Below are 20125 nucleotides of genomic sequence, written 5' to 3' on the forward strand. Positions count from 1 at the left end.
GGAAACGTTTCTTCCATTAACTGAACATTAACCATACGACCACAGTCTGCATCGCGGGCAGGGGTAGAGCGGAGAGCTTACCCCGACATGAAACGTACACATTTTCATAGCCGGCCGTCGCGGCCATTGCTTCTCGTTCCGGCCGCGCGCGCTCAGGTGCAAGGTGCGGCGCGGCGACGAATTCCTTCCCCGGGTGGCTGCAACACGGCCACCAGCCGGGCTCCGGCGACGATGCTCTGCGCGCTGGCCGGACTCGGGGTGGTAGCGATCGTCGTTCCGCAACGTGCTCACGCTGCAACCGCGACAGGCCAGTTCACGGTGCGAATCACAATCGCCGCGGAGTGCAGGGTCAATTCGGCGACTGATCTCGACTTTGGAACCAGCGGTGTCATTGCGGCAAACGTCGATGCCCAGAGCACCGTCACCGTCCAGTGCACCAACACGACTCCCTACACCGTCGGCATCAACGCCGGCACCGGGTCGGGAGCGACAATCGCCAATCGCCGCATGTCGGGACCAGGTGGCGCGACGCTCGGCTACGCAGTCTACCGCGACACGGCCCGCACGCAGGTCTGGGGCGTGACGGTTGGCACCGACACCTTGGCGGGAACAGGCAATGGCAACGCGCAAGCGATTCCCGTCTATGGCCGTGTTCCGGCACAGGCGACGCCCGCGGCCGGAGCCTACACCGACACGCTCACGATCACGGTCACCTATTGAGGCGCAGCGCCATGGTGTGGATAAAGCCGAGTGCTCTTGCACTCATCGTCGTCTCATACGCGGTCCCTGGCGAAGCGGCATCGTTGCGCGTCGCTCCGACAACGCTGGAGCTTCTGGCGCCTGACAGCGCGGCCACGCTGACGCTGCGCAACGATGGGGACCAGCCCATCAACGTGCAGATCCGTGTGTTCCGCTGGACTCAGAATGGCGGCGTCGACCGGCTCGAACCGACGACCGATGTCGTCGCGAGTCCCCCGGCTCGATCGCTCGCTCCGAATGCCGATTACGTCATCCGCGTCGTCCGTGTGAACAAGCAGCCGGTGACGGCCGAGGAAGCCTACCGCGTGGTGGCGGACGAACTGCCTGATCCGTCCCGGCGCAGAGCCGGCCTCGTCAACCTCGTGTTGCGCCATTCAGTGCCCGTGTTCTTCCGAAAACCCGACGCCAAGCAACCGCTCGTGTCGTGGTCGGTACGGCGCAAAGGCGACACGCTTGACGTAACGGCACAGAATGCGGGCCAGCAGCGGCTCAGGATTGCAGACCTTCGCCTTAAGGACAGCGGCCAGGACGTCGCGCTCCGCGAAGGGCTTGTCGGTTATGTTCTGGGCAATGCGACCGTGCAATGGTCGTTTCCCGCACGGGGCGCCAGCCTGTCCGGACGCACTGTAACGCTTTCGGCGAAGACCGACGGCGGACAAATTGATGCGACGGCCGCAGTGCAAAGCGGCCAGTGAGGTGGTTCTGCTGCTGGTCGGGCTTGCTGCGTCGGAGCGTGCGCAAGCTCAAGGACTCATGGACATCCCGCCGCCAGCGCCTTCGACTGTCGTCAGCACAAAAACCGCCGGCGACCTGCAGCTCAACGTCTCGGTCAACGACACGCCGATCAATCTCATCGGCTCATTCAGGCGGCTGCCGGATGGCTCGATCGCGGCCGCGCCGGAGGAGCTCAACGAACTTGGCTTGCTGCCTGCCAAAGGCAGGCCGGGCCCCGATGGACTCATCCGTCTGGATACGTTGCCGGGGGTAACCTACCGTGTGGATGATGCCATGCAGGTCATCTGGATCAACGCGCCCGATGCGGTGCGACGTCCTCGCGTCATCAATCTGCGTCCTCACGATGATCACGCGCCCGAAGCGCAGCGTAGCTTCGGCGGCATCATCAACTACACGCTGTTCGCGGCCTCGGATGGGGACTTCTGGCGCGACATCAAAGCCTTCCAGGGTGTGTCCGGCGCATTCGAAGGTCGTCTGTTCAGTCCCTACGGCACGTTCAATCAATCCTTCATCGGCAGCACCGCGTCGGGCGAACTGGGCGGGTTCACGCGCCTCGACACGACATGGAGCTATTCAAGCCCTCAGGACCTGATCACCTACCGCGCCGGCGACATGATCTCCGGTGGCCTGTCATGGACGCGGTCGGTGCGGATGGGAGGCATCCAGATCCAGCGCAACTTCGGTCTGCGACCTGATCTCGTGACGATGCCGATTCCCGTGCTGTCCGGCAGCGCAGCGGTGCCCTCGACCCTCGATGTCTATACCCAGAACGTACGAACCTTTTCAGGCGCGGTTCCGGCAGGTCCCTATGAGGTCACCAACTTGCCTGTTGCCACCGGCGGCGGGACCGCGCGGGTCGTGCTGCGCGACGCGCTTGGCCGCGAAACAGTCACCACGCTGCCGTTCTACGTCTCGAGCCAGCTTCTCCAGGAAGGCCTCACCGATTTCTCGGCCGAGCTCGGCTTTGCGCGCCGGTTCTACGGGATCGCATCCAATGGCTACGATGGGCGCCCGGTGGCCTCAGGGAGCATGCGCTACGGTTTGACCGACTGGCTCACGCTCGAAGGACATGCGGAAGGCGGAGCTGGTCTTCTCAATGGCGGTGTCGGCGCCTCGTTCGCGCTCGGTTCACGCGGCGTCGCGTCGCTCGCGGTCGCCGGCAGTCGCCTGAACGGACGGGCCGGCGGTCTCGTCAACGCCGCGATCGAGCTCAGCCTTGGGCAATTGTCGCTGTACGCGCGGACGCAGCGGACGTTCGGCGAGTACGATGACATTGCCTCGGTGACTGCGCCCGCTTTCGATCCCTGGCTCAACCATGACTTGAACGTCTTCAGCGCGAAAGTGCCGAAGGTGCTGGATCAGATCAGCGTCGGCATGCCGCTGCCCTTTGATCGGTCGAACCTCAACCTGAGCTACACTCAGCTCGAAAGTGCGTGGGGAGACCGCGACCGCATCGTCGGCTTGTCCTACAGCCGGGGCTTCGGCCGCAACGCCACGTTCTATGCCACCGCCTTCAAGAGCCTCGATGACCGCGACGGCTTCGGCGTGTTCGCCGGGATCTCGTTCCCCTTGGGCGATGACATCACGCTCTCAGGTGGCGTTCAGAATGGGCCGAACGGCACATCGGCGGTGGTGGATGCAATCAAGTCCGAGCGGCCGGAGGTGGGGAGCTACGGCTGGCGCGTCCGTGACGCGGAAGGCGGAACGACCGACCGTTCGGCGGCGGCGAGCTATCGCGGGTCGTTCGGCCGCGTGGAAGCCGGCGTTCAGCAGTTCGAGAACAGCGTTCGGGCAACGGCCCAGTTCGGAGGCTCCATCGCGTTCGCCGGTGGCGGCGTCTTCTTCGGCAATCGGATCGACGACGCATTTGCCGTGGTGGATGCGGGGGCACCCGACGTCCTCGTGCGGTACGAGAACCGGCCGGTCGGCAAGACGAACGGCCGCGGGCTCATTCTCGTTCCCTATCTGAACTCCTACCAGAAGAACAAGATCTCGATCGACTCGGAGAAGCTGCCGGTCGATGCGGAAATCCCGACGACCGACAAGGTCGTCGTTCCGGCTGACCGCAACGGCGTGGTCGTGAAGTTCGGAGTCGAGCAGACGTCGGAGGCCGCGCTGATCACATTCGTGGATGCAAGTCGGAAACCCATCGACGTTGGGTCGCAGGGCATCCTTGAAGGTTCCGACGAGGGCTTCGTCGTCGGCTATGACGGGCAGTCCTATCTTCGCGACCTCAACGCACACAACGCCGTGCGGATCGGTCTCGCGGGCGGCAACACGTGTCGCGCGGAATTTGACTACAGCCGGCAGCCGGGCGAGCAGGTCGCGATCAAAGACGTCGTCTGTCAATGAGACGAAGAGGGAAGGGCATGTTGCGATGGCCGCTCACATTGCTGTTGCTGCTCGCGTCGTCGGTTGCGGCCACGGCTCAGACTTGCAGTTACTCCGTCACGAATGTGAATTTCGGATCGGTCAATGTCCTGTCGAGCGCTGCCATTGATACCACCGCAACGATCACCATCAACTGTAGCGGTGGCGCGGTGCTGGGCACTGTTCGGCTTTGCCCGAACCTCGGGGAAGGAAGCGGTGGCGCAACAGCCACGGTGCGACGGATGGCGATGGGCGGAAGCCTGTTGAACTACCAGCTTTATCAGGACGCGGCACGAACCACCGTATGGGGCTCCTACCTCTGGTCATTCACCCCACGCCCGCCCAGCCTCTCACTGACCTTGAGCGCGTTGGGGAGTGGGTCGCTGACACGCACGGTCTACGCGCGCCTCCCTGGCGCGCAGTCCACCGCGCCTCCCGGCGCCTATCTGTCCACCTTCTCGGCGACAAACGCGCAACTGCGTTATGCGCCGTGTGCCATCGTTGGTGGATGTCCTGCGTGTAGCGCAACCTTGGCCGGCGTCACCAACGCAAGCTTTACGGTGAATGCGACGGCGACGAGCAACTGCATCGTGACTGCGCAGAACGTCGACTTCGGCACCTCGGGCGTCCTCAGGAGCAACGTCGATGTGGCCGGGCAACTCACCGTCACCTGCACAGCCAACACGAGCTACACCGTCGGCCTCAACGGCGGCACCACCAACTCACCACCCGCAAGCCGGAAGATGACGAAGGGAGCGGAAGCCGTCACCTATGGTCTCTATAAGGATGCGGCACGCGCCCAGATCTGGGGCGATGCCGCAACGCCGGGCAGCACCGTTCCCGGGACAGGCACGGGCCTTGCGCAAAACCTCGTCGTCTACGGCCGGGTCCCACCGCAAGCGACGCCGTCACCCGGCGCCTATTCGGACACGGTCGTGGTGACGGTGACGTATTGAGGCACGGTTCGTCGTGCTGTGGTCGCGCTTCACAGCAGCAGCATGCGAAGCTTCATAGCCGTCGGCCTTCTCGGCGCGGTGTGCAGCGGTGTGTGTTCTTACGTTGCGGAGGACGCGAGGCTGCAGGCCGGGCCACAACCGTGGGTCAATGTTGCCCATCCCTTTCGGCTTGATTGCGGGGGTCTTTTCGTTGGATTATGAAACTGATTTTTTAAAGTAAAATCATAAGTTTATTGGCGTGAGGCATGATTTTTTTGAACCTGCGGCGGAACTGCCGGTCAGGTTTCTGTTGACAGATGTCAACAGAAACATACATTTGGGCTCGTGATGGCCAAGCGGCCGACGCACCCAAACAAAGAGATTGAGGCTGCCGTCGTGTACGCCGAATCCTTGGGTTGGAGGTTCCGCAAAATGGGGCATTGGGGCCGCCTCTTTTGCGCTCATGCAAATCAAGACGGCTGCCAGTTCGGCGTGAACAGCACTCCGCGGAGCGCTGACGCGCACCAAATTCGCCGTGCAGTCGATCGCTGCCCGCATAAAGAAGAGGAGAAGAACGGTGAAAGCGTTTGAGTTCAGCGTCATCGCTTCGGGCCTCGATCCGAGTGCGGAGGACTTTGAGGCGCGGTTCTATGAAGCGGGCTGCGACGACGCGTTGATAGCTTTCCAAAAGGGCCACATCATTGTGGACTTTGCTCGGGAGGCGGCGACGATTTATGAGGCGGTAGCATCGGCAGTGGAAAACGTTCTCAAAACTGGAGCGCGCGTCGACCGAATCGAACCTGATCCGCTTGTGAACCTGACGGACATCGCCGCTCGTTCCAAGCTGACGAGACAAGCCATTTCCAACTATGCCAAGGGCACGCGCAAGGATAACTTCCCAGCACCCGTCGCCCGCGTCACTTCCGAGACGCCGCTGTACGACTGGTCCGATGTTTCTCATTGGCTTGCCAAAGAGAAAAAGATCGATCCTTCGGAGGCGATCTTCGCCAGCGTGGTGAAAGAAGCAAACGACGCAATTGAAAGCGGTGAGACCCGGCTTGCTCTTCGCCTAAAGAAACGCGCGGAGGAAGAAGAGCGCGCGCTCGAAGCAGCATAAGTTTCGTCAGTCTTAAATTCCTATCTCGCCCGCGCGGCGCTGCGCAGGATCCAGAAATGGGCCGCCGCGATGATGATAGCGAACAGGGGCAGGCCGATCTCCGGCGAATCCACCCGCTCCGGCACGTAGATCGTTGCGGCCCAGATCGCCAGCCGCACGGCCAGCATGAGAACCACGGTACCCCAGAGCCCGATGCTCTTGGGCGCGTACCATGTGGGCTTGCCGTCGAGTCCCCACTGCATCGCTATGCGCTCGCTTCTGATGCGCGGCGCGTAGTGGAGACTACACGCGGCAACGAAGGCGACGGCAGGCCAGAACACCAGGTCAGCGGCTAGCATCGTTCGTCCTCTTGCAAGGCCGCCCGATTGGCGGCCGCGCGTCGTCACTCCGCGTCATTCGCCCTGGTGCGGGCTGCCGCCTTGACTGGATGTGTCGTGGTCGGCGCGGTCGCTCGGATTGGTTCGCCCTGACTTCACGAAGGCAAAGTACAGGAACGCCACGATCGCCGAAAATCCGAGAAGCGGCGCCACCCAGCCAGGCATGACCATCTCCAGCAGTCGGCCGCATCAGTCGATGGGCCTTGCACTCTTATTCACAGACCGAGGCTCGATCGCAAACCGCGAAAGCATCCGGATTTTTGACCCCTCGGGCCACTCCAGGCGGGACGACGGTATTATTACACCGGGAATCATTGGGTCACCCTGCCTTGACTCTTAACAGACTCTAAAGAGATACTTTTCCGTACACTCTAGTTGGCGTAGCGTTTTGGACCATGGCGACTGAACGAGCGGAAACGGACCGGATTCCGGTCACCCTGGCACTGTCGACGATCGGCTATCTCGAAAAGCTGGTCAGGCAGGGCACCCACGGCACCAGCGTTCCTGGCGTGGCCAAAACCCTCATCGAGGAGGGCATCCGGCTGGCGATCAAGGACGGGCTGCTGTCGATCCGCGACAACCCCAGAGGCCCCAACAACAACAACGGGCATTCGTAACGCCCGGCAAAGAGCCAAGGATGTCTTTGACCCCATCGCCCTGGACACCGGATCGCATCGCAGAACTCAGGCGCCTGTTCGAGGCGGGGTATAGCTGCAGCCAGATCGCGCGCGAGATCAGCGTCAGCCGCAACGCGGTGATCGGCAAGCTGTCGCGCCTCGGGCTGAACCGGCCGCCCGGCGAACGCGGACCGCAAAACCGGCCGGGGCCGAAGCAGACGATCCGGCGCAGCCCCTTTCGCATGCTCAGCGTGGTGCGGGCAGGGGCAGACGGCAAAGCGCCGGTGGTGGACGACTACGTCGATGACGGCCAGCGCTGCTCGTTGTTCGAACTGAGTCCGCAGAGCTGCCGCTGGCCGATCGGCAGTCCGGGCGCAGACGATTTCGGTTTTTGCGGCAACGCGCCCGCCGCCGGCCTTCCTTATTGTCCGCACCACGCCCGCATGGCCTATCAGCCTGCCGCCCGCCGGCAGACGGGAACGGGCGGCCGCTAGCCGCATGCCGCGGCCGTCGCTGCAAGCGCGCCGCTTGCGCGTCATCTCAGCATGCTACGCGTCGCGCAGGTGAGAGACGCATCCATGACAACGCCGTACGCTCCGAAACAGACAGCCGCGCGCGGGCGTACCGTTCAGATCGACAACATCGAGATGTACTACGAGGAGCACGGAGCCGGAAAACCCCTGGTGCTGCTGCATGGGTTTGGCGGTTGTGCGCAGAACTGGCATCCCTTCACCGCGAGCCTCTCGGAGCGCCATCGACCGATCGTCGTGGATCTGCGTGGTCATGGTCACTCCACCAATCCCGGGAACACGTTCACACATCGCCAGGCGGCCAGTGACGTATTCCTTCTGCTTGACAAGCTTGGTGTCGATCGCTTCTCGGCGATGGGCATCAGCTCCGGCGGGATGACGCTGCTGCACATGGCAACGAGCCAACCCAAACGCATCGACGCAATGGTGTTGATCAGTGCAACGACCCATTTCCCCGATCAGGCAAGGGCCATCATGCGCGGCGCTTCGCTCGGCACCATGCCGCAGCAGGTCCGGGACATGTATCGGGAGTGCGCAAGGCGCGGTGACGAACAGGTTCGCCAGCTCATTGCACAGTTCAACGCGTTGCAAGACAACCACGACGACATGAATTTCACGGCACAAAGCCTGTCGACCATTTCAGCGCGGACGCTCGTTGTGCACGGCGATCGCGACCGCTTTTTCCCCGTTGAGATCGCTGTGGGCATGTCCCGTTCGATTCCGGATGCCGCTCTGTGGATCATTCCTGACGGCGAGCACGCGCCGATTTATGATCCCGCCGTTCCATTCACCTCGACGGCCCTGCAATTCCTCGATGGGCCGGACAGCAAGTTGCATCCGTAGGATCGCGCGCAGATCAGACTTGCCCGCAATTCGGCGTCGTCCCAGCGCAGGCGGCGACCGAGTATTCGAGAGCGTCGGAGCTTGAGCGCAGACGCTGCGGGTTGCTGGATGCCCGCCGGAGCCTGTCCTCGGGCCGGCCGCGCTTCGCGCGGACCCGGGGGCGGGCATGACGATGGAAATTCAGAAGTCATCACGCTGTAAGGTTTCAGGGCCCCAGCGATTTCAGATAGCGGTCGATCGGATCTGACCACCGGTCCGGATGGCCGGCGACGAAGTGTCCTTGCCCCGGCGGCATGTCGAACTCGTAGAACGCGCCGCGGCCGCCGGCCTTCTCGAAGGCGGCAAAGTTATCGCGGCTGTGAGGTATCGAGTAGAACCTGTCGTTACGGCCGTACAACCAGATGGTCGGCCGTGGGTAAGCGGCGCCTCGTTCGAACAGTGTCTGATTGACAGTGCCGGCAACCGGGCAACCGTCGCCAAGCCAGCCGCCGACAAAGTTGATGACTCCGAAAACCTGTGCTGGATGCCGTCCCGCATAGGCGACCGACAGGATGCCGCCGCGCGAGATGCCGCCGATGAGGAGAGGAGTTGGAGCGACGTCTTGCCGACGCTGAAGCGCGGTGATCGCGCTTTCGATATCGCTTAAGGCCCGATCTGCGCCCCGCAGCGTAATGTCGGCGCAGATGTAACCGAGGCTGCGGTTTTCTGCGAAGCCTTCGTCATAGAGTCCATCGGACTTGCCGCGGCCCCGGCGCTGCGGGAAAGCCACCATCCAGCCGCGCTCATTCAAAAAGTCGGCGAGGTCGGTCGCGACCCGTGTTTCGGTGAACAGCGCCGGGTTGCGACCCCCGCCGGTCGACCCGTGGTTGATCACCGCGAGCGGGAAGGGCCCGGCTCCGGACGGCTTGAAGATCACCACCTCGAGGCGGACCGGCTTGCCGTGCTCGACGAAGTCCGTCTGCAAGAATTCAGACTTGCCGCGGGTCCAGGCAACAACGGCGTCCGGATTTCGCAGGCTCGCAAGGTCGGCTTTCGCCATATGCGCGCGACTGGTGCTGCCGCCGCGCTTGAATTCAGCTTTCAGCGCGCCGTCTTCCGTCATCTCGTAGGTCGCCGAGAAGCCGGCACCCGTCACCTTGAGCGTGCGCCCGGCTGCTAGCGCTTGCGGGCGGGACCATCCGCGTTGAGCTCCGGGAGGACCGGCCCCGATTGCATAGACGACCCGCGCGGCGCCATCCGCGCCAACCGATTCCACGAGCAGGATGTGCTTGCGACTGCCGCCCCAGGCGCCGACCCAGACGCCGCTCCATCGCTGCTGAATGTCCGTCGGTGATGCGACGGGCACTGCAATGCTTGCATCCGCCGGAAGCGGCACGCCGTCGATCAGAAGATCATCCATTGCACGCGCGTGCTGGGTGAGCGTCACGGATGCGAAAGTGAGGAGGACCAGTAGATAACGGAACATGGACCTGCACGGAGTTGCGTTGCTTCGCGATGATGCTCGTCGGCCTTCAAGGCAATTGCAAGGTCATCGCGCCTCACGCATTCAAGCTGCGGGCGGGGACACGTTCATCATTGCGGGAGTCCAGTCGCTTTCCGCATCACCTGCGCAACGTAATCGGTCTTCGCTGTGGTGTAGGCTTCGCGGTCGATCCTGTGCTCGGCGGCGAGCCTGAGCTTCAGAGCTTCGTAGCGAAGGGCCTCATCGGGGTGGTCGCGCAGGTAGTCGCGAAACGTCAGGCGCTGGCTCGGTGACATGCACATGGTGCGTGCGCCTTTCGCCATAGGGCGGCATGCCCTTGACGAAGAACAGCCGGTCGGCCTTCGGGTTGTCGGACCAGAATACGTAGTCAAGGACCTTCAGCTTTGCCGGAAAGTTCGCGCGTGCGGCCGCGAGCGTAGGAACGGCGATCAGGATGTCGATGATCGGCTTCGCGGCGAGGCCTGCGATCGCCGTGCTGCCGAAATGCTCCAGTCCCGTGATCGGCTCGCCGTTCAGGGCCGCGCGCAGCCGTGTCGCCTCGTGTTCGAACAATGCCGGCCAGTTCGGGTCGTAGGCAACGATCTCGATGTCATCCATGTCGATATGCGGGCGTAACGATTCATTTCAGGCGAACACTCGGCGAAGCGTCGCATCGTCGCTCGTCAAAGCCCAGATGGGCAGGCGGGCATCAGGCAGGCGAAATCAAGGTCAGCACTGCCGCCCTATCTCAAGCCGCATCGCATTCAACTGCGGGTCGGCTTGTCGAACTTGCGCTCAACCTGACGCGCGCCTAGCATCCGGGTGCGGCCGACGAGGGGGCATGAGCACATGTCTTCACCGCGATCCATCACATTCAGGCTGCACGCTCTCGTCAACATTGCCCGCGCGCTGCCACGCATCGCGTCGAATGCCGCATTGCCGGATGTGATGGCGGCTGCGGACGATCGGCTAAATCTCATGGACGACCGGCCAACTGCGAACTCGTTTTTCGCCGAACCTTCCCGCGCGCGGTCGAGACGCAATCGATGCGGGCTTGATCTCAACGGGTTCTGACAGAGCCTTTGCGTCGTTGCGGCGGAGCAGCAACATGGACCAGACGCCACCTGATCGGTTCCGCCAAGGCCGTTGACAGAACAAGCCGAAAAACACGGCGGCCGAAGTCTGTGCCTTTGAAAATGCGCGAGCGACCTATCAAGGGAGGAACGACGATGGCGACCCCGGTTCTCAACGAAACCCCAACGCAAACAGTCGATGCCGGCGCGATCAGCGCGCTGCAGGCGGTCCTGCGCGGCAGCGTGCTCGATCAATCGACGTCAGGTTATGACGACGCGCGGTCGATCTGGAATGCGATGATCGATCGCCGGCCGGCGCTCATCGTCCGCTGCGCGGGCGCTGCAGACGTGGTCCAGGCGGTGCGCTTTGCGACCGCCAATGCGCTGCCGATCGCCGTTCGCGGCGGCGGCCACAACATCGCCGGCAACGCCATGTGCGACGACGGCCTGGTGATCGACCTGTCGCAGATGAAATCCGTGCGCATCGATCGCGCCTCGCGACGGGCCTGGGTCGAGCCCGGCGCCACGCTCGCGGATCTCGACAAGGAAGCGCAGGCGTTCGGTCTCGTGGTGCCGACCGGCATCAATTCGACCACCGGCATCGCCGGCTTGACGCTGGGCGGCGGCTACGGCTGGCTCACCCGAAAGTTCGGCCTGACCATCGACAACCTTCTGTCCGCCGACGTCGTCACCGCGGATGGCGAACTGCGTCGCGCCAGCGCGACGGAGCAGCCGGACCTGTTCTGGGCGCTGCGCGGCGGCGGCGGCAATTTCGGCGTGGTGACCGCCTTCGAATTCCAGCTCCATCAGCTCGGACCGCAGGTGCTGGCCGGTCTGGTCGTGCATCCGTTCGACGACGCCGAGCGCGTGCTGCAGGACTATCGGCGGATCGTCGCCTCGGCACCGGATGAACTCACCTGCTGGGTGGTGATGCGCAAGGCGCCGCCGCTGCCGTTCCTGCCGGACGCGTGGCACGGGCGCGAGGTGCTGGTGCTCGCCATGTGCTACGCCGGCGATGTCGCCGAGGGCGAGAAGGCCACGGCCGAGCTGCGCAAGCTCGGCAATCCGATCGCCGATGTCGTCGCGCCTGTGCCGTTCGCCGCCTGGCAGCAGGCTTTCGATCCGCTGCTGACGCCGGGCGCGCGCAACTACTGGAAGAGCCACGACTTCATCGACCTGTCGGATGATGCGGTGGCGACGTTGCTGAAAGCCGTGCTCGAGCTGCCGGGGCCGGAATGCGAGATCTTCGTCGGCAATGTCGGCGGCGCCGCTGGCCGGGTTGCCGCCGACGCGACCGCGTTTCCGCAGCGGAATGCGCGCTTCGTCATGAACGCGCACGCGCGCTGGCGCGAGCCGTCGATGGACAATGCCTGCATTGGCTGGGCGCGGAAGCTGTTCGAAGCGGCGGCGCCGCACGCGGCCGGCACCGCCTACGTCAACTTCATGCCGGCCGACGAGACCGACCGCGTGGAGAAGGCGTACGGGCAGAACTACAGCCGCCTGTCGCAGACGAAGCGTCGCTACGACCCGTCGAATCTATTCCGGATGAACCAGAACGTTCGGCCCGCCAACTGACCGGGCGGCCTGGTTCGGGCGATCCTCATGGGCCTCCTGATCAAGGTCCATGAGGACGCTTTTTGTTTTGCCGGAACGCCTCGCGTTCGACCGGGACGGAGGATTCGAGGCAGAAATCGACCCTGACGATCGCTTTTCGATGCGGATTTGCGGTTTTCGGCCGAATTCGGCATGTTGGGGCAATTTTCGACACATATGCGGATTTTGACATGAAAATCGTCGGTTTCGATTGAATTTCGACGGACGTGGTGATATGTATTTCGACAATATCCGGCTTCATAAGCCGCTTTTCGACCGTCACGAAGGATTTTCGACCGATGCGCCTGGATTTGTCCGGGATCCGCATGTTTCAGGACAGGCTGCTGACCGGCGAGACCAGGCCGGCCGGGCTGGCGGCGCTGGTCCATGCCCTGTCGGTGAAAGCGCCTGTCCGCCAGCCGAGCGCCGTCTCCGACAAGCACATCCGCGGCAGCCATCGCGACGAAGGCGGCTGGCGTCTCTACGACAAGCGATATTGGCCCGGCGAGACGTTCGCCGACCATCTCACCTTTGCCTTGCGCCATGAGAACCTGGACCTGCTGGTGCTCAAGCGGATTTTCCGTGCGGCGCCAAAAGCGGAGATCGAAGCCTTCGTGAGAGCCGCGCCGACGGGCGTGCCGGCGCGCCGCGCGTGGTTTCTCTACGAGCTGCTGACAGGCGACACGCTCGACATTGCCGACACGCCGAATGTCGCCGCGGTCGATCTTCTGGATGACAAGGCGTATTTCACCGGCAAGCCAAGGCTCTCCAAACGGCATCGCGTTCGCGACAACCTGCTCGGAACGAAAGACTTCGCGCCGGTGATCAGGAGGACGCCCGCGCTTGCAGGCTTCACCGGCAGCGATCTTGCGGCCAAGGCCAGCGACACGGTCGGGCGGACGGGCGCGCATGTCATCTCGCGGGCCGCGAGTTTTCTTCTCCTGGCAGACAGCCGCGCCAGCTTCGCGATCGAAGGCGAGAGCCCGCCGAGAAACCGTCTCGAGCGCTGGGGACGTGCGGTCGTGCAGGCGGGCAGGCATCCGCTGACGGTCGACGAGATCGTGCGGCTGCACGGCGTGCTGATCGAGGACAACCGGCTGATTCATCCGGGGCTGAGGCCGGACGGTGTCTTCCTCGGCGAGCGCGATCACGAGAACAATCCGCTTCCCGAATTCATCGGCGCCAGACCCGGCGACCTCGACGGCCTCATGGCGGGCCTGATCGACGCGAACGCGCGCATGCGCGAGGACGGTCTCGATCCGGTCCTGCAGGCGGCGGCCACGGCCTTCGGCTTCGTGTATGTGCATCCGTTTCAGGACGGCAACGGCCGTCTGCACCGGTGCCTGATCCATCATGTGCTGGCGGAACGCAAGTTCACGCCGCCCGGCCTGGTGTTCCCGGTCTCCTCGGTCATGCTCGACCGGATCGACGACTACCGCACCACGCTGCAATCGCATTCGGGACCGTTGATGGAGTTCATCGACTGGAGGCCGACGCCTGAGCGGAACGTCGAGGTGCTGAACGACACGGCAGACCTCTATCGGTATTACGACTGCACCGAGGAGGCCGAGTTTCTTTACGGCTGCGTCAAGCGGACGGTCGAGCACGACCTGCCGCATGAGATCGATTATCTGCGCCGCCATGACGAGGCGCGGCGCAAGATCATGGAGACGGTGGAGATGCCGGACCGTCTCGCCGACGATCTTTTGCTCTTCATCCGCCAGAACAACGGCACGCTCTCGAAGAAGCGCCGCGAGAAGGAGTTCGAGGCTTTGACCAACGACGAGGTCGAACGCATCGAGCAGGTGGTCCGCGACGCGTTCGACGGCTTCGAGAACGGCGCGCACGCGTAGGCGGGCCGCCGCCGTTCCGAAGCCGGTACCCGGTGGTTGGATGTTGAGGCCGGCATGCGACCCGACGCATCATTGTCGGTCGCAAAGAGTTCATCCGTTCTCGGGAGTTTGCCGTACTCTTTCTTTTCAGATGCGCAGGGAGGGATAGATGGCCGAAGCGATTGATATGGGCTCAATCCAATTGCGGTTCTTGCAAAGCAAGGACAGCACCGATGGCGCCGTCGATCTCTTCGAGATGACGCTGCAGCCCGACGCGCGGATGCCGGTGCCGCACTACCACGACTCATGGGACGAGACCATCTACGGTATCAGCGGCGTCTCGACGTGGACCATTGATGCTCTGGAGACCGACGTGAACCCTGGCGACAGCGTCTTCATCAAGCGCGGGATCGTGCACGGCTTCGCCAACCGGTCGCCGGCGCCGACCACCTGCCTTTGCCTGCTGAGCCCGGGCGCCCTGGGGCCGCAGTATTTCAAGGAGATTGCCGCGCTGCTGCGCGGCGGCGCCCCGGATCCCGCGAAGATGAAGGACGTCATGCTGCGATACGGACTCGTTCCCGTGCCGCCGAAAACCTGAGCTGCCGCTCACGCCGGCTTCGCGGGCATGACGGTGGCGTTTGAATTTGGCTCCGAGATTCAGCGTCGCGCACGCGGCACGACGGTCACCCGCCGTCGGCGGTGCGCCCGGGTTGTGCTTGCAGGGCCTCGATGATCTTGCCGAGCTCGTCCTTGTGAGTGGCGATGTAGTCGCGGGCGAATTGCCTCAGGCGGGCAATGTTTTCCGCCGATCCGTTGAACTGGCTGTCATCCCAGGGGATTTCGGGGGCCATGCGAAATGCCTTGAGGTGATAGGACGTCCTGGCGTTCTGAAGCACGTCGAGCGTCGATGTGCTGATGTCCTCCTGGCCGTTGATCACCATCGCGCGCATCGGCGCAAACCACTCCAGCGCACCGCCGCTGACACCGTCATGCAGGCTGACATCGCGCCGGTGCCGCGTGCCGAGCGAAACGACGACGAAATCGCCGTCCGGAAATTGTTGCAGAGCATGGAGAAAGGCGAGCTGGGCCGGATTGTCGACGATGAGTGCCGCGTCGGCATAAAGCCCGTCCCCCGCCGCGTTTCCCTGCAACTGCACGGCGGGAAAGTAGGTCGGAGCGCTGGTCGCAGCAGCAACCGCGGGACCGATCAGCATGTTGGCGCCGCGCTCGGTCCAGTTGCGGAAGGTTTCGAGCCCGGACGCTTTGCGCGAGAACACCGGCAGCAGCGCTGGACGGCTGAGGTCTGCAAGCCTCCTGTTCGCGAAGATGTCCTGGCCCATGACGATCCGCGCATGATTGAGCAGCCGCGGTCCCAGCAGGCCATTCAGGGTCAGAAGCCTGTGGTACAGCGGCGCATAAAGGATCTTCTGCGCGAGATCGCTGTATTCGGTGATCAATCTGTCCGCGGAATATTGCGGACGTCCCTTGCCGTCGGTCAGCAGCAGGCCGACCGTGATGATCGCGCCGGTGGAGGTCCCGCTGATGAAATCGAACTGCTTTGCGATCGGCTGGCCGGATTGCTCCTCAAGATACTTCAGGATCTCGAGCGTGACGATGCCGTCGACGCCGCCGCCGTCGATGGCAAGGACTCTGAGCTTGTTGGGGTTGTCGGGCTTCCATTGCACCGGCGCGACGAACTGCGACTGCGGCGGCCAGGCGCGCAGCTCGGACTCATAATGCGCAAACTGATTGTAAAGGTAGGCGGAGACGGCGAATGCGAGCGCCAGCACACCGACCGAAACAAAAGAAAACTTTAGGATTGTTCGAAGGAGGCTGGCGGGCGCAACGACGTCGGCATCGCCGGCCGATTTGCCGGCACCGCCCGTCATCTTATCGAATGCAGGCCGCTTCATCTGCTCCAGCTCCCGACGGCGCCACTAACTATTGCTGGCGAGAATCGTTCCTTCGGCAATGAACGCCGGCGCATCTCGTTTCGTGGACGAACGTGCCCATGCCGTGTTCATTCAGATATTCGATGGTCAGGCTGCCGAAGCCCGCGCGGCCTTCCGACTTGAACGTCGCAAGCGAGATCGAACCGTTGGGTTCGTTCTCGCTGGACGGATGGAAGGTGAACGCATTTCCGTCCCAATGGGTCAGCGGATACGCGATGCCCGCCGGACCGATCTTCAGCACAAGGCCATCGCCGCGGCGGATGATCTCGGCCTTGCCGAAGTAATCGTTCGCGTAGCTTCCGAGGTAATCCGCAAGCCTTGCGGCCGGTGCCGGATTGGCCGGCTTCGGCTTGCCGACGAGACTGCCGACCGGCGCGATGAACGGCGCCAGCATCGGCGCATAGGCTGTGAACCAGTCGCGCTCGATCCTGCCGAACTGCACGAGATCGGTGAACTCGGTCGCCAGCGTTTCCGCCACGCCGATCGGCCAGGCGTTGGTCACGACGACGATGCCGACCCCTGCCGAGGGGATGATCGCAAAATTGGTGCCGGCTCCCATGGCGAACGCGCCGGAATGTTTGATCACCACGCGTCCTGCCGGGCTGACGCCGACATCGAAGCCGAATCCGTAGAAGCTCGCACGGGCGTCGCTCGTCGACGCGTGCGCCGAGATCATCTGCGGCGAGATCGCCGGCAGCAGCGCCGGCGCGGCGATGATCTGCCGGCCGTCGAACGTGCCGTTCTGCAGGACCATCGCTATCCAGCGGGCGAGATCGTTCACCGACGAGCTGACGCCGCCGGCCGGCGACTGCGCGTCCGGCTGCCGTTGGTATTTCGGCTGATACACGCCGTCGACCTTGACGTGGCCAGACGCGCGGTTGGTCCGTGCCGCGAAATCGGCAAAGCGCGAACTGGTCGAGGTCATGCCGAGCGGCTTGTAGAGAACGTCGTCGGCAAGCGTCGCCCAGGGCTTGCCTGAAGCTGCGGCGACCGCCGCAGCGCCGGCAGTGAAGCCGAAGTTGCTGTAGGCGTAGGTCGTGCGGAACGGCGCCAGCGGCAGGAAGCGCAGGCGTTCGAGCACCTGCCGCTGATTGTATCCGAGGTCTTCCAGCGCATCGCCGCCGTGATCGGGCAGGCCGGAGCGATGGCTGAGGAAGTCGGCGACGGTGACGTGGCTCGTCACCCAAGGATCCTTCAGCCGGAACCACGGCAGATGTTTTACCACCGGCGTGTCCCACGACACCGTGCCGGCGCCGACCTCGTGCGCGACGATCGTGCCTGTGAGCGCTTTCGACAGCGACGCGATCTGAAACACCGTATCGGCATCGACCGGGCCCGGTTCGCCGGCTTTGCGCACGCCAAATCCCTTGGCATAGACGGTGCGTCCGTCGCGCACGACGGCGACCGCCATTCCCGGAATTCCCGACTTCGCCATCAGCCGATCGGCGAGCGCATCGAGCTGGCCGATCGCCTGATCGATCTGGCCTGCGGGAATCGGAACGGCGGAAACCTGTGGCGGCGGCTTGTCGTCTGCTGTGACCTGCGCGCTGGTGAGGGTCACGGCCGCACTAACCGCCGCTGCGGTTAACGTGCGAGAGGTGAGGCCGCGCACGGTTCTTCGAAGCTGATGCATCGCCCGGTTCATGAATGCAGCACGCATGATCGCCGGCCCGCCTTGCCCCGGCGGCGCGATCATAAGCGGACATTCGCGGATCGAATGTTAATGGAATGCGCTGCTTTTGCGCCGGCAGCGCCATCAGCCGCCGGGCGCGCCTTGCGTGTTCACATAGAGTGAATAGAGCGAGTGGCTCGCGGCCATGAACAGGCGGTTGCGCTTGACGCCGCCGAAGCAGACGTTGGCGCATCGCTCCGGCAGCGCGATGAAGCCGATCGGCTTGCCGGTCGGGTCGAACACCTTGACGCCGTCCTGCTCCTCGTTGCCCATGCCCCAGCCGCACCACAGGTTGCCGTCGACGTCGACGCGAAAGCCGTCGGGCGTGCCGCCGGGCTCCGCGCTGATGAATGTGCGGCCGTTGGCGAGCTTCGTCCCGTTGTCCACCACGTCATAGACGCGGATCACCCGCGGGGTGACGTTCGCCTCGACGATGTACATTTTCGATTCATCGGGTGAGAACGCGAGCCCGTTCGGCCTGTCGATGTCGCCGGCGGCCACCGTCGCGCGGCCGGTTTTCGGATCGAGCCGATAGACGTTGGTCGGCAGCTCCGGCGTCGCCGTGTGTCCTTCATAATTGCCGAGGATGCCGAACGGCGGATCGGTGAACCAGATCGTGTCGTCGGACTTGACCACGACGTCGTTCGGCGAATTGAGCGGCTTGCCGTCGAACTTGTCCATGAGCACCGTGACGGTCCCGTCGTGCTCGGTGCGGGTGACGCGGCGCGCGTCGTGCTCGCAGGTCACCAGACGCCCCTGGCGATCGCGGGTGTTGCCGTTGGAATTGTTCGACGGCTCGCGAAACACGCTGACGCGGCCGGTTTCCTCCTGCCATCGCATCATGCGGTTGTTGGGAATGTCGCTCCACACGAGGTAACGGCCGCCGCCGAACCAGGCCGGCCCCTCGCACCAGCGCATGCCGGTGGCGAGGCGCTCCACGCTTGCCAGCACGAGACGGTATTTGGCAAAGCTCGGATCGAGCAGCCTGATCGCGGGATCCGGATAGCGCTCGCTCGGCCGCCACTGGCCGAATGCGCTCGGCGCCACCGCGGCGCTTGCCAGCGCTGCGCCTGACGTCGTCATGAATGCACGGCGGTCCTGCGTCATGTGTCCCTCCCTGGACAACGTATCGTTTCTGGTCCGACCCCAGCTCCGGACTTTGTTTGGTTGGTCGCAGAGGTCCACGTTAAGGCGCGCAGTGTCGGGACGATTTAAGGCGAGCGTTGGACAGACGATCTATAATTTGACAAGGAAAGCCGCTAATAGTCCGCGCCGCTCAACAAACAGACGGAAATGATGATGCCCATTCGCCGGAAGGAATTCGTCCTCGCTGCAGCACTTGCCTGCGCAGGGATCGTGTCGAGCAACCATCCTGTCGTCGCTCAGGCCTCCGACAAGGCCAAGACCCAGGCCCAGACCAAGACCCTGCCGTCGGGCCTGCAGGTGATCGATACGGTGGTCGGCACCGGCGCGTCGCCGAAGGCGGGCGAGACCTGCATCATGCATTACACGGGCTGGATCTACGAGAACGGCCAGAAGGGAAAGAAATTCGATTCTTCGGTCGACCGCGGCCAGCCGTTCGAATTCCCGATCGGCGTCGGACGCGTGATCAAGGGCTGGGACGAGGGCGTTTCGACCATGAAGGTGGGCGGCAAGCGCACGCTGATCATTCCGGCCTCGCTCGGATACGGCGCACGCGGCGCCGGCGGCGTCATTCCGCCGAACGCAACGTTGATCTTCGACGTCGAGCTGCTCGGCACCAAGCGCTGAACGAAGGCCTGAATGCGCGGCGCCGGCGCCGTGGACAGGTGCCGGCGCAACTGCCATCCTTCGCTATCCTCACAACAACGACAAGAGCAGGACCAGATGGCACGTGTGCGCTGTATCACCGAGATGGGCATGGGCGTCGATGTTCACGGACGCGACGCCACCAAGGCCGCGAGGCGCGCGGTCTCCGACGCGATCCGCCACTCGAGCCTTAGCTTCGTGCGGATGATGGGCAAGACGCCGCACGACATGATCGTCGATGTGACGATCGGCGTGCCGGACCCCGGCGCCGTCGACACCGCCGCAGTCGCCAAGGAACTGCCCTACGGCACAGTCACCGTCACCGCCGTGAAGGGCGGCCTCGAGATTCCCGCCGAAACCGGCACCGACGCCATCACCATCGCCAACGCCGCCGTCATCGTCAGCCTCGACGACGGCAAGGCGTAGGGTGGGGGCGGTTCCTTGTGGTGGTAGTGCCACTTGCTCGATCG

19 protein-coding genes and 1 pseudogene are annotated in these 20125 nt (G+C 63.7%); 13 read left to right on the plus strand and 7 right to left on the minus strand.

Features of this window, described 5'->3' with window-relative positions; all coding sequences use genetic code 11:
* Positions 1 to 87 precede the first annotated feature (87 nt).
* The 5 genes from RCO31_RS17105 (at position 88) to RCO31_RS17125 (ending at position 5916) form a co-directional block, all read left to right on the plus strand.
* Entirely contained in the window at positions 88 to 720 is a 633-nt protein-coding gene (locus RCO31_RS17105) for a spore coat U domain-containing protein (RefSeq protein WP_374991495.1), read from the plus strand.
* Between the two features lie 11 nt (positions 721 to 731).
* Positions 732 to 1454, plus strand: coding sequence for a molecular chaperone (locus RCO31_RS17110; RefSeq protein WP_308969629.1), 723 nt, complete (start codon positions 732 to 734; stop codon positions 1452 to 1454).
* A complete protein-coding gene (locus RCO31_RS17115) occupies positions 1423 to 3846 on the plus strand; it encodes a fimbria/pilus outer membrane usher protein (RefSeq protein ID WP_308969630.1) in 2424 nt (807 codons plus the stop codon). The genes RCO31_RS17110 and RCO31_RS17115 overlap by 32 nt, the downstream gene beginning before the upstream one ends.
* A gap of 17 nt (positions 3847 to 3863) precedes the next feature.
* On the plus strand, positions 3864 to 4820 hold the full coding sequence (locus RCO31_RS17120) for a spore coat U domain-containing protein (protein ID WP_308969631.1): 957 nt from the start codon (positions 3864 to 3866) through the stop codon (positions 4818 to 4820).
* Positions 4821 to 5376: 556 nt separating this feature from the next.
* Positions 5377 to 5916 (plus strand): hypothetical protein, encoded by a 540-nt coding sequence (locus tag RCO31_RS17125; RefSeq protein WP_308969632.1) that lies wholly within the window; start codon positions 5377 to 5379, stop codon positions 5914 to 5916.
* A 20-nt stretch (positions 5917 to 5936) separates the two neighbouring features.
* Here RCO31_RS17125 and RCO31_RS17130 read toward each other — a convergent pair whose 3' ends face one another.
* Together RCO31_RS17130 and RCO31_RS17135 are read right to left on the minus strand one after the other, a co-directional pair.
* A complete protein-coding gene (locus RCO31_RS17130; RefSeq protein ID WP_308969633.1) occupies positions 5937 to 6254 on the minus strand; it encodes a DUF1648 domain-containing protein in 318 nt (105 codons plus the stop codon).
* Positions 6255 to 6308: 54 nt separating this feature from the next.
* Complete coding sequence (locus RCO31_RS17135) at positions 6309 to 6458, minus strand: hypothetical protein (protein ID WP_308969634.1); 150 nt, start codon at positions 6456 to 6458, stop codon at positions 6309 to 6311.
* A gap of 230 nt (positions 6459 to 6688) precedes the next feature.
* Here RCO31_RS17135 and RCO31_RS17140 point away from each other — a divergent pair, with 230 nt between their 5' ends.
* The 3 genes from RCO31_RS17140 to RCO31_RS17150 all read left to right on the plus strand — a co-directional run bounded on the left by RCO31_RS17140 (position 6689) and on the right by RCO31_RS17150 (position 8283).
* Positions 6689 to 6910, plus strand: coding sequence for a hypothetical protein (locus RCO31_RS17140; protein WP_308969635.1), 222 nt, complete (start codon positions 6689 to 6691; stop codon positions 6908 to 6910).
* Between the two features lie 20 nt (positions 6911 to 6930).
* Positions 6931 to 7404, plus strand: coding sequence for a GcrA family cell cycle regulator (locus tag RCO31_RS17145; protein ID WP_308969636.1), 474 nt, complete (start codon positions 6931 to 6933; stop codon positions 7402 to 7404).
* An 84-nt stretch (positions 7405 to 7488) separates the two neighbouring features.
* Positions 7489 to 8283 carry an alpha/beta hydrolase gene (locus RCO31_RS17150; protein WP_308969637.1) on the plus strand — a complete coding sequence of 265 codons (795 nt, stop codon included), beginning with the start codon at positions 7489 to 7491 and terminating at the stop codon, positions 8281 to 8283.
* Positions 8284 to 8488: 205 nt separating this feature from the next.
* Here RCO31_RS17150 and RCO31_RS17155 read toward each other — a convergent pair whose 3' ends face one another.
* A complete protein-coding gene (locus RCO31_RS17155; protein ID WP_308969638.1) occupies positions 8489 to 9748 on the minus strand; it encodes a serine aminopeptidase domain-containing protein in 1260 nt (419 codons plus the stop codon).
* A 107-nt stretch (positions 9749 to 9855) separates the two neighbouring features.
* Positions 9856 to 10363 (minus strand): annotated as a pseudogene (locus RCO31_RS17160) (GrpB family protein).
* A 611-nt stretch (positions 10364 to 10974) separates the two neighbouring features.
* Here RCO31_RS17160 and RCO31_RS17165 point away from each other — a divergent pair.
* The 3 genes from RCO31_RS17165 to RCO31_RS17175 all read left to right on the plus strand — a co-directional run bounded on the left by RCO31_RS17165 (position 10975) and on the right by RCO31_RS17175 (position 14841).
* Entirely contained in the window at positions 10975 to 12393 is a 1419-nt protein-coding gene (locus tag RCO31_RS17165; RefSeq protein WP_308969640.1) for an FAD-binding oxidoreductase, read from the plus strand.
* Between the two features lie 317 nt (positions 12394 to 12710).
* Entirely contained in the window at positions 12711 to 14264 is a 1554-nt protein-coding gene (locus RCO31_RS17170) for a Fic family protein (RefSeq protein ID WP_308969641.1), read from the plus strand.
* Positions 14265 to 14412: 148 nt separating this feature from the next.
* Positions 14413 to 14841, plus strand: a complete 429-nt coding sequence (locus tag RCO31_RS17175) for a cupin domain-containing protein (RefSeq protein ID WP_308969642.1) — start codon at positions 14413 to 14415, stop codon at positions 14839 to 14841.
* A gap of 85 nt (positions 14842 to 14926) precedes the next feature.
* On the opposite strand, the gene RCO31_RS17180 is transcribed toward RCO31_RS17175, so the two are convergent.
* The 3 genes from RCO31_RS17180 to RCO31_RS17190 all read right to left on the minus strand — a co-directional run bounded on the left by RCO31_RS17180 (position 14927) and on the right by RCO31_RS17190 (position 18950).
* A complete protein-coding gene (locus RCO31_RS17180; RefSeq protein ID WP_308969643.1) occupies positions 14927 to 16156 on the minus strand; it encodes a patatin-like phospholipase family protein in 1230 nt (409 codons plus the stop codon).
* A gap of 28 nt (positions 16157 to 16184) precedes the next feature.
* Positions 16185 to 17855, minus strand: a complete 1671-nt coding sequence (locus RCO31_RS17185) for a serine hydrolase (RefSeq protein ID WP_308969644.1) — start codon at positions 17853 to 17855, stop codon at positions 16185 to 16187.
* Positions 17856 to 17951: 96 nt separating this feature from the next.
* Entirely contained in the window at positions 17952 to 18950 is a 999-nt protein-coding gene (locus RCO31_RS17190; RefSeq protein ID WP_308969709.1) for an SMP-30/gluconolactonase/LRE family protein, read from the minus strand.
* Between the two features lie 213 nt (positions 18951 to 19163).
* On the opposite strand from RCO31_RS17190, the gene RCO31_RS17195 reads away from it, so the two are divergent.
* Together RCO31_RS17195 and RCO31_RS17200 are read left to right on the plus strand one after the other, a co-directional pair.
* On the plus strand, positions 19164 to 19637 hold the full coding sequence (locus RCO31_RS17195) for an FKBP-type peptidyl-prolyl cis-trans isomerase (RefSeq protein ID WP_308969710.1): 474 nt from the start codon (positions 19164 to 19166) through the stop codon (positions 19635 to 19637).
* A 96-nt stretch (positions 19638 to 19733) separates the two neighbouring features.
* A complete protein-coding gene (locus tag RCO31_RS17200; protein WP_308969645.1) occupies positions 19734 to 20081 on the plus strand; it encodes a Lin0512 family protein in 348 nt (115 codons plus the stop codon).
* Positions 20082 to 20125 lie beyond the last annotated feature (44 nt).

Origin of the sequence: Bradyrhizobium sp. LHD-71, assembly GCF_031157255.1 — a bacterium.
In the GTDB taxonomy this organism is placed as follows: domain Bacteria; phylum Pseudomonadota; class Alphaproteobacteria; order Rhizobiales; family Xanthobacteraceae; genus P52-10.

Bases quoted from the DNA above. Each gene is read 5' to 3' on its own strand.
- RCO31_RS17105 (WP_374991495.1), top strand. From the start codon at position 88: ATGAAACGTACACATTTTCATAGCCGGCCGTCGCGGCCATTGCTTCTC.
- RCO31_RS17110 (WP_308969629.1), top strand. From the start codon at position 732: ATGGTGTGGATAAAGCCGAGTGCTCTTGCACTCATCGTCGTCTCATAC.
- RCO31_RS17115 (WP_308969630.1), top strand. From the start codon at position 1,423: ATGCGACGGCCGCAGTGCAAAGCGGCCAGTGAGGTGGTTCTGCTGCTG.
- RCO31_RS17120 (WP_308969631.1), top strand. From the start codon at position 3,864: ATGTTGCGATGGCCGCTCACATTGCTGTTGCTGCTCGCGTCGTCGGTT.
- RCO31_RS17130 (WP_308969633.1), bottom strand. From the start codon at position 6,254: ATGCTAGCCGCTGACCTGGTGTTCTGGCCTGCCGTCGCCTTCGTTGCC.
- RCO31_RS17135 (WP_308969634.1), bottom strand. From the start codon at position 6,458: ATGCCTGGCTGGGTGGCGCCGCTTCTCGGATTTTCGGCGATCGTGGCG.
- RCO31_RS17140 (WP_308969635.1), top strand. From the start codon at position 6,689: ATGGCGACTGAACGAGCGGAAACGGACCGGATTCCGGTCACCCTGGCA.
- RCO31_RS17145 (WP_308969636.1), top strand. From the start codon at position 6,931: ATGTCTTTGACCCCATCGCCCTGGACACCGGATCGCATCGCAGAACTC.
- RCO31_RS17150 (WP_308969637.1), top strand. From the start codon at position 7,489: ATGACAACGCCGTACGCTCCGAAACAGACAGCCGCGCGCGGGCGTACC.
- RCO31_RS17155 (WP_308969638.1), bottom strand. From the start codon at position 9,748: ATGTTCCGTTATCTACTGGTCCTCCTCACTTTCGCATCCGTGACGCTC.
- RCO31_RS17165 (WP_308969640.1), top strand. From the start codon at position 10,975: ATGGCGACCCCGGTTCTCAACGAAACCCCAACGCAAACAGTCGATGCC.
- RCO31_RS17170 (WP_308969641.1), top strand. From the start codon at position 12,711: ATGCGCCTGGATTTGTCCGGGATCCGCATGTTTCAGGACAGGCTGCTG.
- RCO31_RS17175 (WP_308969642.1), top strand. From the start codon at position 14,413: ATGGCCGAAGCGATTGATATGGGCTCAATCCAATTGCGGTTCTTGCAA.
- RCO31_RS17180 (WP_308969643.1), bottom strand. From the start codon at position 16,156: ATGAAGCGGCCTGCATTCGATAAGATGACGGGCGGTGCCGGCAAATCG.
- RCO31_RS17185 (WP_308969644.1), bottom strand. From the start codon at position 17,855: ATGCGTGCTGCATTCATGAACCGGGCGATGCATCAGCTTCGAAGAACC.
- RCO31_RS17190 (WP_308969709.1), bottom strand. From the start codon at position 18,950: ATGACGACGTCAGGCGCAGCGCTGGCAAGCGCCGCGGTGGCGCCGAGC.
- RCO31_RS17195 (WP_308969710.1), top strand. From the start codon at position 19,164: ATGATGCCCATTCGCCGGAAGGAATTCGTCCTCGCTGCAGCACTTGCC.
- RCO31_RS17200 (WP_308969645.1), top strand. From the start codon at position 19,734: ATGGCACGTGTGCGCTGTATCACCGAGATGGGCATGGGCGTCGATGTT.